The following is a 14,987-nucleotide window of genomic DNA, read 5'->3' as shown; positions in this document are numbered from 1 at the left end:
ATCATGCACAAAATCAAAAGTGCTACAGCGTCCCTTGCGCGTCCAGGAGGACGCGCGGCGCTGTCGCCTGCCTTCTATTGGCGTTTTCCACAGTGGTCAAACTGTGATCCCGCGGATTTAGTTTTGACACATTCGATTGGTTTCTGCTCAGTTCCGTTCCGTTGGACCGAGCCGCTGTACCGGCAATGATTAAAGAGGACGATGATGCGTATCCTGATTGGCGCTGTTGCCGCCACGCTGTTGATTTCCACCGCCGCCTTCGCCGGCCAGACCGAAGGCCTGATCAAGAAGGTCGACAAGGATGCGCTGACGCTGACGCTGGACGACGGCAAGTCCTACAAGCTGAACGCCGAAACCGACCTCGATGCGCTGAAGCCAGGCATGGACATCGTCCTCGCCTACGACGTGACCAATGGCGAGAACGTCGTCACCGATATGGAACTGCCGGACACCGGATCGACCGAGTAGGACGCGTCGATATTCAGCTGATGCCGGCCCGACCTGATCTCAACATACGCTACGTCATCGGTCTCAGAGCCACTCCAGGCGCCGGCCGTCCAGTCTGAGCACGCGATCCTGCGGCACTTCCATGCTGACCGCATCTTGTTCGGACATCCCAAGTACCAAGCGGAACATTACGCGCATGATGCCACCATGGGTCACGCAGACCGTCTGGCGATCGAGCGCGTCGAACCACGGCTTCACCCGTTCGAGCAGCATCTGGTAGCTTTCGGCGCCCTCGCCGGGCGGCTGGAAATTCCATTTATCGAGGCGGCGGCGCCTGGTCGAACCGGGATTGTTCGCCTCGAGTTCGGCAAAGGTGAAACCCTGCCAGTCGCCAAAGCTCAATTCCACGAGCAGCGGCTCGGTGCGATAGGCGTGCGGATCGAGCTTCATCGCCGCGCGCAGGCGCTCCATCGTCTCGCGCGTGCGCCGCATCGGGCTGGCGACAAAGTCGAAATCTTCGGGCTTGTCGATGAGTTCGGCCAGCCTGCGCCCGTTGCGGCTAGCCTGCTCGCGGCCGAGCTCGTTGAGGTCGGTATCGGCCTGCCCCTGCAGCCGGGCCTCGGCGTTCCACGCCGTCTGGCCGTGGCGCACGATATAGACGAGCGGGTACATCAGGTCTTCCGGAAGAGGTCAGGCGGTGGCGTCAGTCCTTGACCGTCGAAATATCCGGCGCGTCGACCGCCTTCATGCCGACGACATGATAGCCGGAATCGACATGATGGACCTCGCCGGTGACGCCGCGCGAAAGGTCGGACAGGAAATAGACGCCGGAATCGCCGACCTCCTCCTGCGTGACCGTCTGCTTCAACGGCGAATTGTATTCGTTCCATTTCAGGATATAGCGGAAATCGCCGATGCCGGATGCGGCAAGCGTCTTGATCGGGCCGGCGGAGATCGCGTTGACACGGATTTTCTTGGCGCCGAGGTCGACGGCCAGATAGCGCACGCTGGCTTCGAGTGCCGCCTTGGCGACACCCATGACGTTGTAGTGCGGCATCACCTTTTCCGCGCCGTAGTAGGTCAGCGTGAGCAGCGAGCCGCCGTCGGTCATCAGCGCCTCGGCACGTTTGGCGATGGTCGTGAAGGAATAGACCGAAATATCCATGGTGCGCAGGAAATTGTCGCGCGTCGTCTCGACATAGCGGCCGGTCAGTTCGTCCTTGTCGGAGAAGGCGATGGCGTGGACGAGGAAATCGAGCTTGCCCCAATGGCTGGCGATATCGGCGAACACCGCATCGAGGCTGGCCGGGTCGGTCACGTCGCAATGGCCCGCGACATGCGCGCCCAGTTCCGCCGCGAGCGGCTCGACACGTTTCTTGAACGCCTCGCCCTGATAGGTCAGCGCGATCTCGGCGCCGTGATCGACACAGGCCTTGGCGATGCCGTAAGCGATCGAGCGATTGTTGGCGATGCCAAGGATAAGGCCGCGCTTGCCGGCCATAAGGCCCCGTTCACCCGCCATGTCAGCCCTCTCCGCAAGGTTCTCTACTTTGTGGAGTGCCTATCGCACAGCCACAGTGCCCCTTCAAGCGTTCAAAGCGGACAGTTCGGGGGACAAAGCCGCTGGTCTACAGAGCCGCGCGTCCTTTGGGCGCGCAAAGGACCCTGTAGCGCCTTGACCTTGCAGTCGTGCGCCAGTGGAAAAATCCGACGCCAGTATCGGTGTCACGGCGGAAGATGATCCTTTGGCGGAAGTTCGTTGGCCCGTGGCCGAAGTCACGCTCATGACCCCGAGCCGACTTCCATGCTTTGGGCCGTGGACGATCGCTTTGCGGTGCGCCGGGAGCGGACGTCTGGGCTTAGGCCGTCGAATGTCTGCCTTTGGACAAAAATGTGACGTTGAGTTCGCCAACCCACAGGCGAGAGGTCCTGAGCAGCCGTCGCACGTTCCGGCGATCGCCGCTCAGTAATTTGTGCTCTGTCATACTTTTGATAGTATGCGCTGTCAGCGAGGGTGACATGTCGCATAAGAGCCGAGTTGACGTTCCGAAGGCGGGGACTGGCTCGCGCCTTCCGATCGGCAAGGGGTTGATGGATGACGGCGTCGAGACCCGTCACGAGCGGCGCGTACTAACCGCCCTTTGCTACGATCTCGTAGGCTCCACCGAGCTGCTGGGCCTGCTCGGCATCGAAGATTTTGAGGAACTTATCTTGGCGTTTCAAATGGCCGCCAAGAAAGCAATCGTATCGTGCTCCGGAACCGTGAGGGTCGAGGTCGGCGACGGCGGCGTCGCTGTGTTCCCAGTCGATCTGGGTGCGAAGGATGCGGCGTCGCTGACGATCAGCGCCGGACTTGAGATCGTCAGGGCGTGCAAGCTCCTTGCCGCAGAGAAAGGGAGGAGCGACCTACATGTAAGGATCGGTGTGGCGACCTCGATGACGCTAATCCTGAAGGGGGACACCGCTGTAGCGCAGGACACGGTAACCGGCCCGGCATTTGCGCTGGCGACCAGGCTGCAGGCAATCGCCCGGCCGGATACCGTCGTCGTGTGCAACGAGACGCGCAATCTGGCACGGCGCTCACACGTATTTAGCTTCTGCGGTTCTCACGTCATCAAAGGCTTCGCGCAACCCGAGCAGGTCTGGCAGGCGCTGAGTCACAAGCGGGGAGTAGACCGTTTCTCCGCGTTCGGACGCCTCACCAGCCCCTTGGTCGACCGTACGGATGAGACCGAGCTGATCTACGAATGTTGGAATGAGGCCGTTTCGGGACGTGGCCAAGTCGTAGTGATCGAGGGCGACGCCGGCATTGGCAAGTCGCGCATCCTACACGAGGTGCGCCGGCGAACGCGCTTCCAACGCAACAGGTTGCTCCTCTTCCAATGTATGCCAGGCGACTCGCGTTCGACGCTATATCCACTGCGGCAGGCGATGCTGGGCAATTTCGACGACGGCGAGCGTGCACTCACCCCTGCGCTTGTAGCAGAGGTGTTCGCAGCACATGACATTCACGACGCCGAAGTCGTCGACATCTTTTCTTTTCTGCTCGGCGTGGAAGGCGCGAGGTCCGGTTTCCATGAGATGGATCCGGAAGTGATCCGAGAGAAGGCCGGTTGGGCTGCGCGCCATGCGTTACAAGCAACGTGCGCCAGTGGCCCAGTGATCTTGATCGTTGAAGATATTCACTGGATCGACCTTACGTCGAAGCAACTGCTGGGTGAACTTGCAAAGCTGGTTCCTAGTTCCCCCGTGCTCTTGATCGCAACGACGAGGCCGGGATTTGGCGACTGGCTGGACGAAAAAAGCAAGCATGTCCTGCTCGCTCCCCTTGAGCATGCCGACACCTTGCGGGCAATCGCGACGATGTGGCCTCAAGGCAAGCGAGCGCCCGCGCCTGAGCTAATAGAGTTGGTCGAGCGCGTCACCGGCGGTGTACCCCTGTTCATCGAGGAGGTTTGCCAATGGATGGCGGAGAATGCCGCTAGCGGTACTGAGCAGCTGCCACAGGGCGTTTCGCTCGGCCGCGCGGCGGTGTTGGAAACAGTGTTGGACGCCCGGCTGGAGCCTCTCGGCCGCGCCCGCGAGGTGGCGCGCGCGGCCGCCGTCGCCGGCAACAGATTCAGCCTGGACTTGCTGTCGGCGCTCTTGCCGGAATTTGACCCGGGCACAATCTCTGCGGCGCTCGATGCCCTGGCCGAGGCAGGCTTCGTACGCGCCAGGCACGCAGCGGCAACAGTGTACGCGTTTCGGCATGCGCTTATCCAAGAGACGATCTATAATGGAATACTGCGGAAACGGCGCCAGACCCTGCATCAGCGTCTTTATGCGGTGGCTAGTGGCAACCGCAGCCTCGTTGGCTGGCTAACAACGGCAGCTCTTGCCGATCATGCTGAGCGAGGCGGCCTGCTTGACGAAGCGATCGGCGAGTTCGTCAATGCCGGCATGGAAAGCTCGTCTCGCTCGGCCATGGCTGAGGCGAGGCAGCTGCTCGAGCATGCCATTGCGCTTTGCGGGCAGGTTTCTGATCATGACAAACGGGATGCGCTGCGGCTCTCGGCGATGGTGGCGCTCGGGCCGATACTGACCGCCGTCGAAGGGCCAAATTCCGAGCACGCCCGCAGGCTCTACGACGAAGGCGTAAATATCGCACGGCGTCGGCCGATAGCAGAGCGCGCCAAGTGGTTCCCAATCTATTGGGGTTGGTGGTTCACGGGTTCGGTCGTTGATGGCGAGCGGGCGCAGGCCGTCGTCAGTGATCTAAAGGAGGTTAACGACCCCGAGATTCAGCTTCAGGCTAGGCACTGCTTATGGGCAGTCGATTTCAATCGCGGAGACCATGGTGGATGCATAGCCGCGATTGATGCTGGCTTGCCGCACTATGACGTGGGCCAGGGGCACGCGAATGCCACGCGTTTTGGGGGGCACGACGCGCGCGTGTGCGGCTTGGCGCATCGTGCACTGTCGCTGTGGTTCTCGGGACGTGCAACGAGCGCTCTCCGCTCCATGTCGGAGGCCCGCCGCTGGGCTCAGCAGACTGGCCATGTCAGCAGCATCGCGCATGCCTGTATCAACGGCGCGATGCTGAGTTGCTATCGCCGCGACTTCGCTTCGTTGCGTGACGTGATTGAGGATCTGCGACAGCTGACCGCGCTTCATCACCTGCCTTCGCTAGTCGTCTCGGCACAAATCTTCGAGGGCTGGTGCGATGGCAACGCTGGCCAACTCGAGCGGGGCAAGGACAAGATGCGTGAGGCCCTCGGCCTGCATGGACAAGTGCAGACACCCGAGGACGAGCCCGTCTATTGCGGCATGCTCGCGGAACTTCTCGCGCGCTCGGGTGAGATCAGTCACGCGCTTGCCCTGCTTCATTCGGCGGTGGCGCAGGCCGAGGCGGGTGGTAGTCGATATTGGCTGGCGGAACTACACCGGCGAATTGCACAACTTCTCGTCCTTGACAGGGCGGCAGCTGGCCGGGTGGCAGATGCCCTTGAGAAGAGCCTCAATACCGCAGCCGAGCAAAATGCCGTGCCTATCCTCATCGCGGCCTATGAGACGCTCAGCGCGTCAAATCTCTCGCCCGTACTGCTTCGGAGCTACAACGACCGTGTCGAAGCGGCAAGGAAGTCGGTTGAGCCCGGCGAACCGCTGATCGTCAACCCTGAGCCGGAACTGCGGGCCAGTCGATAGTGGAACAATATGAGCGCGTTGGTCCTCCGGCAGACGAAGCGCTGACCTATCTGATGTCGATGCGACAAGCGTTGGGCATCACCCGTATTGCGGACATTACCGGCCTGGACCGTGTCGGTATCCCGATCGTGCAGGCAACGAGGCCGTTCTCGTTTTCAAACGCGGTCGCCCAGGGAAAGGGTGCCAACCTGGCTCGCGCTGGGATATCGGCCATTTTGGAATCCGCTGAGAGCTTTTTCGCCGAGCGCATCGAACATCTTGATGCGGCTTACGCTTCGGCCAAGTTACTCGGAATACCCTACGGGCGATTTGAGACGTGGCTGCGAGAGTCCGCACCTGCTGATTGGCGCGGCCGAGAAATCGCTTGGGTGGAGGCGGAGAACCTGCTGGGCGGCGGCCGCGACTTCGTTCCGCTGGAATTGGTGCACACGGCCTATCTCGTACCGCCCAGCCCTCGTGACGGAATTTTCACGCCAACGACAACCGGACTGGCGGCCGCGCTTGATGAAGCAGACGCCATCACACACGGCATATTGGAATGCGTCGAACGCGATGCGATCGCCCGCGCTCTCAAGACGCATGGTTTTCTGCAACACCAGCGAATCGATCCAGCGACCATAGATGACGCAAGGGTCTTGGCCCTATTGGATGAACTTGCACGAAAGGACATGATCGTCGGCCTTTGGCTTGCGCCGTCGCCTGTTGGCCTGCCTGTGATTTGGTGCCATCTGATGGAGAGCAATCCTCGCGAGACGGCATTGCTCCATCTGCCAGCCGACGGCTCGGCCGCTGCATTCGATCCGCCGGCAGCTGCCGTCCAAGCGATCCATGAGGCGGCGCAGGCGCGGCTTGCGGCGATCTCGGGTGCGCGCGACGACATGACCCGGGCGTCTTATCCGAAATATCCCGACTGGCAGCTTATCGAGGCGCACCGCCAGCTGATCACCGGCGGCCGCAAGGACGTGAGCTTCGCCCGCCAGCCTGCCTGTCGAGCGGCGAGCGGGCAGACCTTGCGTGGCAGCCTTCTCGCAAGACTGGAGGAAAGCGGAATCAGCGCGGTGTATCTGATCCGCCTCAACACCAGCCCTTGGAACCGACTGTCGGCCGTCAGGATAGTTATCCCGCAATTGTACCCTTTAGTGGAGTGACCGGATGCGACCTCGGCTCGTTTTCACCGGCCCCACGCTATCGCATCCAGAGGCACAGCAGGTGGCCGACGTGATCTGCCTGGCGCCCGCGGTGCAAGGCTCGATCATAGCTGCTGTGCAGCGTTATGACCCGGCTGCAATTGTCATCATAGATGGCGCTTTCCAGGCTGAGCCGGCAGTGAGGCACAAGGAGATACTGTGGGCGATCAGCCGGGCCATCCCGGTGATTGGTGCTGGAAGCATGGGAGCCTTGCGAGCCGCCGAGCTGTACCCATACATGCACGGCGTTGGCCTTATCTATCGATGGTACCGCCGCTTTGCTTTCCTGCCCGATGACGCAGTGGCAGTGCTGTACGGTCCGAAGGAGGTGAATTTTTCGCCACTAACGCACGCTTTGGTTGATTTGCGAATGACCGTCCGCGCCGCTTGGAAGCGGAACCTGATCTCCGCCGATTTGTCAGGAAGGCTTGAGAATGCGGCCCGGAATCTCAATTTCAGGGAACGTACGCTGTCGCGAATGGTCCGCAAGGCATTACCGCAAGCCGGTGACCATGATATCGAAGCCTGCCGGCAGATTGTCGCAGGAGCTTTCGTTCAGCAAAAGAAACGCGACGCACTGTCAGCTCTGCAACTTATGAGCAAAAAAGCATTGGTACCGGTGGAATTGAAGAATTTCAGAATGACGGTCGCGTTTGTCCAAGATTTGGAGGACGCCGGCTTAGCAATCTGACGACAGAGTTGCCGGTGATACCTGGTGCAATTTACGACGTGCAGGCTTCGTGCTAGTGTCGCAGACTATGAGAGGGGCCGCGCAGTTGAACGCGCTCGATGTCGCCGGTCGGGCGGGGATGTCGGCTGGAACACGCTTCCTGCTATACCCACAGGCGCCTTACGTTTCTGGGTACGAGAAACCCGAGGCGGTCTGGATTTCAACATCGCCTGGTTTGATCCATCCGGGCCCGGAGGATCATCGCATATACGTGCGTGATCCCGTGCTGGACAAGCAGCCGTACGAGTATCCTTACCTGCCGCCCTTTGTTGGCGCGTATTTCCCACCAGCCGAACCCGGCTTTGATGGTCATTTCGACCACCTCTCTGTTCAGTCGCGCCAGTTCCTGTCAGCGCATGCGTTCGCGGCTGCGAGCCGGGTGCTGGACATCTGGGAAAGCTATCTGGGCAAGCCGATTGTCTGGTACTTCGCCGAAACATACGAGCGGCTTGAGATCATTCCCTGGGTTGACTGGGAGAATGCGCAATCGGGGTATGGCTATCTGGAGCTTGGCCGCGAGCGTGGAGCCGACGGGCGCGGCCATCCGTACGCCCTCAACTTCGACGTGATCGCGCATGAAATGGGTCACTCCATACTCTTTTCTCTCTTCGGAGTGCCCACGCAAGGCCTGCAGGACGGCGACTTCGGGCCGTTCCACGAAGCCAACGCCGATCTTATTTCGCTGCTTTCATTCCTGCATTTCGACAGCGGGATGGATCGATTGTTACGGCACAGCCAGGCAAACCTGCTTGTCCTCAACGAGCTCAACCGCATCGCCGAACTGACGGGCGACCGCCAGATCCGCCTTGCCAGTAACTCGCGGAAGATGACTGAAGTGACCGAAGAGATTCATGACCGGTCTCGCCCATTCACGGGAGCGGTGTTCGATACGCTGGTCGATCTCTACCATGCCGGCCTAGTGCGGCAGGGCCTGGCCGACGAGCGCCTGCTTCGTTTCGACATCAGGCAGGTTGGCGAAGCAGACATGCGGCAAATCTCTAACTTCACGGGCGATGCATTCAGGGCCCGTCCGTTCCTTTTCAAGACCGAGCTGATCAAGGCGCGCGACGATGTCGCGCTTGCGCTCGCGCGCGCGTGGACGCGCCTCGATGCCGATCATCTCACATTCGCAGTCGCAGCCTCCACCATCATCGAAGCGTCCGACCGCATCCGCCCGGCGATAGCGGCAAGCTTCGAAGAGAATTTCAGGTGGCGGGAAATTTTATGAGCCAAACAAATGATAGAGGAGCAAAGAAATGAGTGCCGACTGTCATAAGCCTACATTGACTTTCCCAACGGGCGCGTACAACGCGACCCAAGTCAGACTCTATGGCATCAAACAGGAGAGTTACGTCCTTAGCGTGGACACTCCGATGAAAACAACGAGAACACGTGGAAATATTGTAAACACTGTAGAAATATTAGACAAGGACCCAAAGGCAAAACAGGCCTCTGCTGAAGTAAAAAGGCTAAGGGATGAGGGCGCATCAGAAGAATACATATACAGAACGCTCTCCCATGAAAATAAATTACACAGTGCATTCCACACTAGGATAGTCATAGATCTCAAGAAACCAGGCCGATATGTTGACCTTTTGGCTATATCTCAAAACAAGGATGAACCAATTTCCTGTGGAATTATAGTTGGGTATTCATATGAAGGTCAATGTTACGATCTTCCAAAGCCAAAGATTATGCTAATACCTGCAATCCCTGAATTGATACCTGTTGATGACTGCGGATACCACAAAAAGTATGATGTCAACTCTGCTGACAAGTACATGTTGTGGATCGTGGACAAGCTTGATGAGTGCGTCGAGTTCGAAATGAACCAGGGGTTCGTCGAGCAGCTCGTTCTAGAAGCCAATCTGCCGGGCAAGCGCTCGCCCACGATGTATGCTTCGCGGATGATGATGGGGCACCGCGGGGGAAGGCTAAGCGAGTCATAGACACGAAACCGAGAAGGGCAGATCACGAGTTGTCGTCGGCCAGCCAGCTCGGCTTCCGTCAGCCCTTTCGCCGGCGCATCAGCGCCTCGAGCTCGGCGTCGCCGCCTTCCGGCAGCATCAGCCGCACATGCGCGTAGAGATCGCCGTGACCGCCGGCCTTTTCCGGCAGGCCCCTGCCCTTCAGCCGCAGAACCTTGTCCGAGCTCGACCAAGGGGGAACATTGACCGCAATCCTGCCGGTCGGGGTTTCGACCGCCACCTTGGCGCCATGCACCGCATCGGCCAGTTCCACCGGCAGGTCGACATGCAGGTCGCGGCCCTCGACGCGGTAGCGCGGGTGCCGGCGGAAACGGATTTTAACCAGCGCATCGCCCGGCTGCCCCGGTCCTTGCTCACCCTGGCCTTTCAACCGGATGGTCTGACCGTCCTCGACATAGGCCGGCAACTTGACCGCCATCTTGCGGCCGTCGGGGAACATCGCCGTCACCTTCTCCGCGGTGGCGGCTTCCTCGATGGTGACGTCCAGCGTCACGTTGAGATCGGCGGCGGTCGGGGCCTGACGGCGGCCGCCGGTGCCGGCGCCGCGCTGCTGGGTGAAAGCATCGCCGAAGATCTGGCTGAAGATGTCGCTGTTGCCGTCGAACGGATCGCCGCCGGGACGGCCCGTGCGGAATTCGAAATGCGCGCCGCCCGGCCCTTGCTGCCGGCGGAAACCGGCGAAAGGATCGGCGCCGCCAGCCGCGCCTTCGAAACCTTGGAAACGCTGTTTGCCATCGGCGTCGATCTCGCCGCGATCGAATGCCGCCCGGTTCTTCTCGTCGCCGACGATCTCGTAAGCCTGGTTGGCGGCGGCAAAACGGTCCTTCGCCTTGGGATCATCCGGATTCTGGTCCGGATGATACTTCTTGGCGAGCTTCCGGTATGCGGATTTTATGTCCTTGGCCGATGCGTTCTTGGCAACGCCCAGCACCTCATAGGGGTCGCGCATGCTTACTGCCCTGGAGAAGGAGTGAGTCCATAATCGCCTCCTATATGCGCTCGCATAGGAAGGAATTCCAGTGGCTTACCACCATGTCGCCGGCGGAAAATCAGAGCGCCTTGAAGTCCTGTATGCGCCAGATGCTGCCGCCGGCCAGGCATATTTCACCTTTGAACAGCGCGACGCCGTCGAAGCTTTCGCGCGACGCGGTGAAGCGACGACACGTCTCGCCGTTAGCCCTGAATTCCGCCAGCTCGGTGATGGAGCCGCGCGAGCCGGTGTCGGCATTCGCCCACGGAACGGCCTGCCCGGCCAGTTGCTCGACGTCGGCGGAGGACACGGCATTGCGGATCGTGGCCTGATCGGAGGCGCGGTCCTGATCGAGCGGCGTGACTGAGGCCGGCGTGCTCGAGGTCAGTATCGAGCGGTCGACCTCCGCCTGCTCCAGGCTGAAGCCGCCGCCGCCACAGGCGGCAAGCGGCAGGATGATTGTCACGATCATGGCTTTGGCGCTGGCCGAAGCAATAACGCTCCATTGCCCACTGTCAAAAGCTTGCGCGATACGCGACAATCGGCAATCTCCCCAGCCGGCGACAAATTTGGGAAAACTATGAGCGAAACCGGGTTAACAAGCGGTGACTTTACCGAGGCGGCGGAGCCGTTCCGGCTCTTTGCGGCGTGGCTCGACGACGCGACGAAGAGCGAGATCAACGACCCCAACAGCGTGGCGCTGGCGACCGTTGATGCCGAAGGCATGCCGAATGTCCGTATGGTGCTGCTCAAGGGGTTCGATGAGGGTGGCTTTGTCTTCTACACGAATTTCGAGAGCGCCAAGGGCCGCGAGATCCTTGGCAGCATGAAAGCAGCGATGTGCTTCCACTGGAAATCTCTGCGCCGGCAGGTGCGGGCGCGGGGCCCGGTGGAGATTGTCACCGACGCCGAAGCCGATGCCTATTATGCGACGCGTCCGCGCGGCAGCCGCATCGGCGCCTGGGCCTCCAAGCAGTCGCGGCCGCTGGAAAGCCGCTTCGCGCTGGAAAAGGCGGTTGCCGAATATACGGCGCGCCACGCGATCGGCGAGATCCCGCGGCCAAAACACTGGTCGGGCTTTCGCATCGTGCCGCAGAGCATCGAGTTCTGGCACGACCGTCCGTTCCGGCTGCACGACCGTGTCGTGTTTTCGCGCAACGCCGAGGGCGGCTGGGACAAAATGAGGCTTTATCCGTAGGGCACGACGGTGGAGCGCCGATCTCCCCCTTGTGGGCCCTTGTGGGGCAGATCGGCAGCTTCCGCACCGGCGCCCATTTTTTCAGCCCTTCTTCCTGGTCATGAAGGCGGCCAAGGCCGGGCCGCTTCTGGCGGATTTCCAATTCCCACGATCACGATCTCGTGTGCGTGAAACGTTCCAGCTTGCCGGAACGAACCAGGAAAGGGCTCAACGCGCCGCTGGCGCAAATTCAGGAGGAAACAATGCATTCACTCAGGTTGGTCACGATGGCCGGTCTTGCCTGTCTCTTCGCTTCGCAGGCCTTTGCGGAGGATGCGATGGGGACAATGACGGTGATGAAGGGTGGGGAGGTCATGGCGATCATGCCCGATGGGCATATGGGCACCATGATGCCCGACGCGAAGATGAGCGCCGAAATGATGAAAATGGCGAAACCGATCAAGCATTGCATGATGTTGATGACCGACGCCAAAGGCAAGACATTCATGATCGACACGTCTTCGGCAAAGGCCCAGGCCGAATGTAAAAAAATGGCGATGTGACAAAGAGATCATGGCAAGAAAACCCGCCGGTTGCTGCCGGCGGGTCCACGATGCGAGACAAGGCCAGAAGGTCTAGGCCTTCTTCCTGGTCATGAAGGCCGTCAAGGCTGCGCGGGCCTCGTCGGATTTGAGCCGCTCGCGGAAATGCTGGCTTTCCTGGCCGATGCGCTCGACAAGGGCGTCGCGCGAGCCGCGCATCAGGTCGCGCGCGATCTTCAGCGCTTGCGGCGGTTTGGCAGCGATCTGGCCCGCCGCCGCCAATACCGATGCTTCGAGTGCCTCTTCCTCGACCACCTCGTAGATCAGCCCGGCGGCCTTCGCCCGCTCGGCCGAAAAGCCCTCGCCGAGGCCAAGCAGCGCGAAGGCGCCTTGGCGGCCGAGGATCTGCGGCGCGAGCAGGCTCGAACCGGCCTCCGGCACAAGGCCGAGATCGACGAAGGGCGTTCGGAATAGTGTGCGCGGCGTGGCGAAGGTCAGGTCGCAATGCAGGTTGAGCGTGGTGCCGATACCGACCGCAATGCCGTCGACACCGGAAACCATCGGCTTTTCCACCTTGGCCAGCGCCATCAGGAAATCCCAGACCTCGGAACCGCCTTCGCCGCCCGAGGCGACGACCATGAAATCGGCAAGGTCGTTACCGGACGAGAAGGCACCGGGCACGCCGAGAAAGACATGGACGCGGATCGCCGGATCGGCGTCGCCGCCGGCAAGAGCCGCCGACATCGTCGCGTACATGGCGCGGGTCAGGGCGTTCTTCTTGTCCGGACGGCTGATGCGGATGATCTGGATGGCGCCCTGGCGCTCGACGAGGATGTGGTCTGTCACGGATTGGTCCTTTGTGAATTTCGGGCCTTTGTGAATTTCGGCGCGTGCGAACGTCAGGCTGAAATCAGCGCCTTGCCGGCAACGGCAAGGCTGTCGGCGCCGCCGACGACGCGCTCCTTGAGCGCGCCCACTTCGCCAAGCAGGTTCTCGGTGAAGAACCGGCAAAGCGCGATGCGGTTTTGGTCGGCAAGCGCGCCGCGCGCCAGATAGGCGCCGCCTGCGGCAAGCGAGATCAGCCTGAGATAGGGCGTGGCGCCGGCCAGCGCCTCGTCCGATCGGCCTTCGGCTTGCAGGTCTTGCAGGAAACGGGTTGCCTGGGAGAGCTCGTCGAGCGCCTGGTCGAGGCGATCGGCGGTGCGGCCGAAGCCTTCAAGGTTCGACGCTCGCGCCGCATCGGCGACGGCCTTGAGTTCGGCGATGTAGCCATGCACATGCCGGCCGCCGCCGAGCGGCAGCTTGCGTGTCACCAGATCGATCGCCTGGATGCCATTGGTGCCTTCGTAAATGGGCGCGATGCGCGCGTCGCGATAAAGTGCTGCGGCCCCTGTCTCCTCGATGAACCCCATGCCGCCATGCACCTGCAGCCCGAGCGAGGCGACCTCGACACCGACGTCGGTCGAAAAGGCCTTGGCCAGCGGCGTCAACAGATTGGCGCGTTCCTGCCAGTGCTTTGCATCTTCGCTCTGCGACGCAAGATCGATGGCGTGGGCGCAGGAATAGCAGATGGCACGGGCAATCTGGGTCAGCGCCTTCATGGTCAGAAGACTGCGCTGGATGTCGGGGTGATGCACGATCGGCGCCATGCCGGCACCGCCATAGCTTGCCGCTTTGCCTTGCCGGCGGTCGTTTGCATAGGCGAGCGCCTTCTGCGTCGCCGCCTCGGCGACCGCGACGCCCTGAATGCCGACGGCAAGGCGCGCATTGTTCATCATGGTGAACATGCAGGCGAGGCCCTTGTTCTCCTCGCCGACCAGCCAGCCGATCGCGCCGGGCGTAGCACCGTCGAAGCCATCGCCATAAATCATCGTGCAGGTCGGCGAAGCGTGGATGCCCAATTTGTGCTCCAGCCCGGAGCAGAAGACGTCGTTGCGTGCGCCCAGCGCGCCATCGTCGCCGACGAGGAATTTCGGCACCAGGAACAACGACAGGCCGCGCGTGCCGGCCGGCGCGTCCGGCAGCCGCGCCAGCACCAGATGGATGATGTTGTCGGTGAAATCGTGCTCGCCATAGGTGATGAATATCTTTTGCCCGAAGATGCGGTAGGTGCCGTCGCCGGCCGGCTCGGCGCGGGTTCGCAAGGCATTCAAGTCCGAGCCTGCCTGCGGCTCAGTCAGGTTCATGGTGCCCATCCATTCGCCGGAGACCAGCTTTTCCAGGTATCTGGCCCTGAGCGCCTGCGAGCCGTGCTTGTCGAGTGCTTCGACCGCGGCCATGGTCAGCGTCGGGGCGATGCCGAACGCCATCGAGGCGGAGTTCCACATTTCGAGCGCGGCGACGCCGAGCATGGCCGGCAGCGCCTGGCCGCCATACGCTTCAGGCGCGGACAGCGCATTCCAGCCGCCGCCGATCCAGCAGCGATAAAGTTCCTTCCAGCCGGGCGGGGTAGTGACGGCAGCACCGTCGAGCACCGCGCCGTGCTGGTCGCCGATCGTGTAGAGCGGCGCCACCTCCTCGCTGGCGAAGCGGCCCGCCTCGGCCAGAATGGCGTCGACGAGGTCCTCACCGAGTTCGCCAAAAGTGCCGGCATCGAGCGCCGGCTTCAAGCCGGCGACATGCTTCAGGGTGAAGGCGATCTCCTCGACCGGTGCCCGATACATGGCGCTCGCTCCTCCTCAGTCCAGCCCTCCCCAGTCTGGCAGGTCTACTTAAGACCTGTGCCGATGCAAAATCATCTGCTTTCGGAGTTCCCTGTC

General features: G+C 61.4%; 14 protein-coding genes. 8 read left to right on the top strand and 6 right to left on the bottom strand.

All coding sequences use genetic code 11. The features are described 5' to 3' along the window. Positions 1–204: 204 nt before the first annotated feature. Positions 205–468, top strand: coding sequence for a DUF1344 domain-containing protein (locus NKJ20_RS08740; RefSeq protein WP_023716902.1), 264 nt, complete (start codon positions 205–207; stop codon positions 466–468). Positions 469–531: 63 nt separating this feature from the next. Here NKJ20_RS08740 and NKJ20_RS08735 read toward each other — a convergent pair whose 3' ends face one another. Together NKJ20_RS08735 and fabI are read right to left on the bottom strand one after the other, a co-directional pair. After that, entirely contained in the window at positions 532–1,119 is a 588-nt protein-coding gene (locus NKJ20_RS08735; RefSeq protein WP_352456876.1) for a histidine phosphatase family protein, read from the bottom strand. Positions 1,120–1,150: 31 nt separating this feature from the next. Then, on the bottom strand, positions 1,151–1,969 hold the full coding sequence (gene fabI, locus NKJ20_RS08730) for an enoyl-ACP reductase FabI (RefSeq protein WP_352743582.1): 819 nt from the start codon (positions 1,967–1,969) through the stop codon (positions 1,151–1,153). A 569-nt stretch (positions 1,970–2,538) separates the two neighbouring features. Here fabI and NKJ20_RS08725 point away from each other — a divergent pair. From NKJ20_RS08725 to NKJ20_RS08705, 5 genes are all read left to right on the top strand, one after another. After that, positions 2,539–5,634: an ATP-binding protein gene (locus tag NKJ20_RS08725; protein ID WP_352743580.1), complete on the top strand. Its 3,096-nt coding sequence runs from the start codon at positions 2,539–2,541 to the stop codon at positions 5,632–5,634. Then, positions 5,634–6,782 carry a YcaO-like family protein gene (locus NKJ20_RS08720; protein ID WP_352743578.1) on the top strand — a complete coding sequence of 383 codons (1,149 nt, stop codon included), beginning with the start codon at positions 5,634–5,636 and terminating at the stop codon, positions 6,780–6,782. Before NKJ20_RS08725 ends, NKJ20_RS08720 begins: the two co-directional genes overlap by 1 nt. A 61-nt stretch (positions 6,783–6,843) precedes the next feature. Beyond that, complete coding sequence (locus NKJ20_RS08715) at positions 6,844–7,512, top strand: TfuA-like protein (protein WP_352743576.1); 669 nt, start codon at positions 6,844–6,846, stop codon at positions 7,510–7,512. An 85-nt stretch (positions 7,513–7,597) separates the two neighbouring features. Beyond that, positions 7,598–8,779 carry a gluzincin family metallopeptidase gene (locus NKJ20_RS08710; protein WP_352743575.1) on the top strand — a complete coding sequence of 394 codons (1,182 nt, stop codon included), beginning with the start codon at positions 7,598–7,600 and terminating at the stop codon, positions 8,777–8,779. 145 nt (positions 8,780–8,924) lie between these two features. Continuing rightward, positions 8,925–9,500 (top strand): hypothetical protein, encoded by a 576-nt coding sequence (locus tag NKJ20_RS08705; protein WP_352743574.1) that lies wholly within the window; start codon positions 8,925–8,927, stop codon positions 9,498–9,500. Positions 9,501–9,558: 58 nt separating this feature from the next. Here NKJ20_RS08705 and NKJ20_RS08700 read toward each other — a convergent pair whose 3' ends face one another. Next, positions 9,559–10,488 carry a DnaJ C-terminal domain-containing protein gene (locus NKJ20_RS08700; protein WP_352456870.1) on the bottom strand — a complete coding sequence of 310 codons (930 nt, stop codon included), beginning with the start codon at positions 10,486–10,488 and terminating at the stop codon, positions 9,559–9,561. A 100-nt stretch (positions 10,489–10,588) separates the two neighbouring features. Next, positions 10,589–11,050, bottom strand: coding sequence for an RT0821/Lpp0805 family surface protein (locus NKJ20_RS08695; protein ID WP_352571402.1), 462 nt, complete (start codon positions 11,048–11,050; stop codon positions 10,589–10,591). A gap of 39 nt (positions 11,051–11,089) precedes the next feature. On the opposite strand from NKJ20_RS08695, the gene pdxH reads away from it, so the two are divergent. Together pdxH and NKJ20_RS08685 are read left to right on the top strand one after the other, a co-directional pair. Continuing rightward, complete coding sequence (pdxH, locus tag NKJ20_RS08690; protein WP_352470672.1) at positions 11,090–11,707, top strand: pyridoxamine 5'-phosphate oxidase; 618 nt, start codon at positions 11,090–11,092, stop codon at positions 11,705–11,707. A gap of 182 nt (positions 11,708–11,889) precedes the next feature. Continuing rightward, positions 11,890–12,249 (top strand): hypothetical protein, encoded by a 360-nt coding sequence (locus NKJ20_RS08685; RefSeq protein WP_352681146.1) that lies wholly within the window; start codon positions 11,890–11,892, stop codon positions 12,247–12,249. A gap of 72 nt (positions 12,250–12,321) precedes the next feature. On the opposite strand, the gene NKJ20_RS08680 is transcribed toward NKJ20_RS08685, so the two are convergent. Continuing rightward, positions 12,322–13,074 carry a crotonase/enoyl-CoA hydratase family protein gene (locus tag NKJ20_RS08680; protein ID WP_352743572.1) on the bottom strand — a complete coding sequence of 251 codons (753 nt, stop codon included), beginning with the start codon at positions 13,072–13,074 and terminating at the stop codon, positions 12,322–12,324. A gap of 53 nt (positions 13,075–13,127) precedes the next feature. Then, positions 13,128–14,891, bottom strand: coding sequence for an acyl-CoA dehydrogenase family protein (locus tag NKJ20_RS08675; RefSeq protein WP_352743571.1), 1,764 nt, complete (start codon positions 14,889–14,891; stop codon positions 13,128–13,130). Positions 14,892–14,987: the final 96 nt, after the last annotated feature.

Origin of the sequence: Mesorhizobium sp. M0185 (genome assembly GCF_040322175.1) — a bacterium.
Lineage (GTDB): Bacteria > Pseudomonadota > Alphaproteobacteria > Rhizobiales > Rhizobiaceae > Mesorhizobium.
Note: the sequence above shows the minus strand (reverse complement) of the source record. Positions and strands in the feature narration are given on the sequence as shown.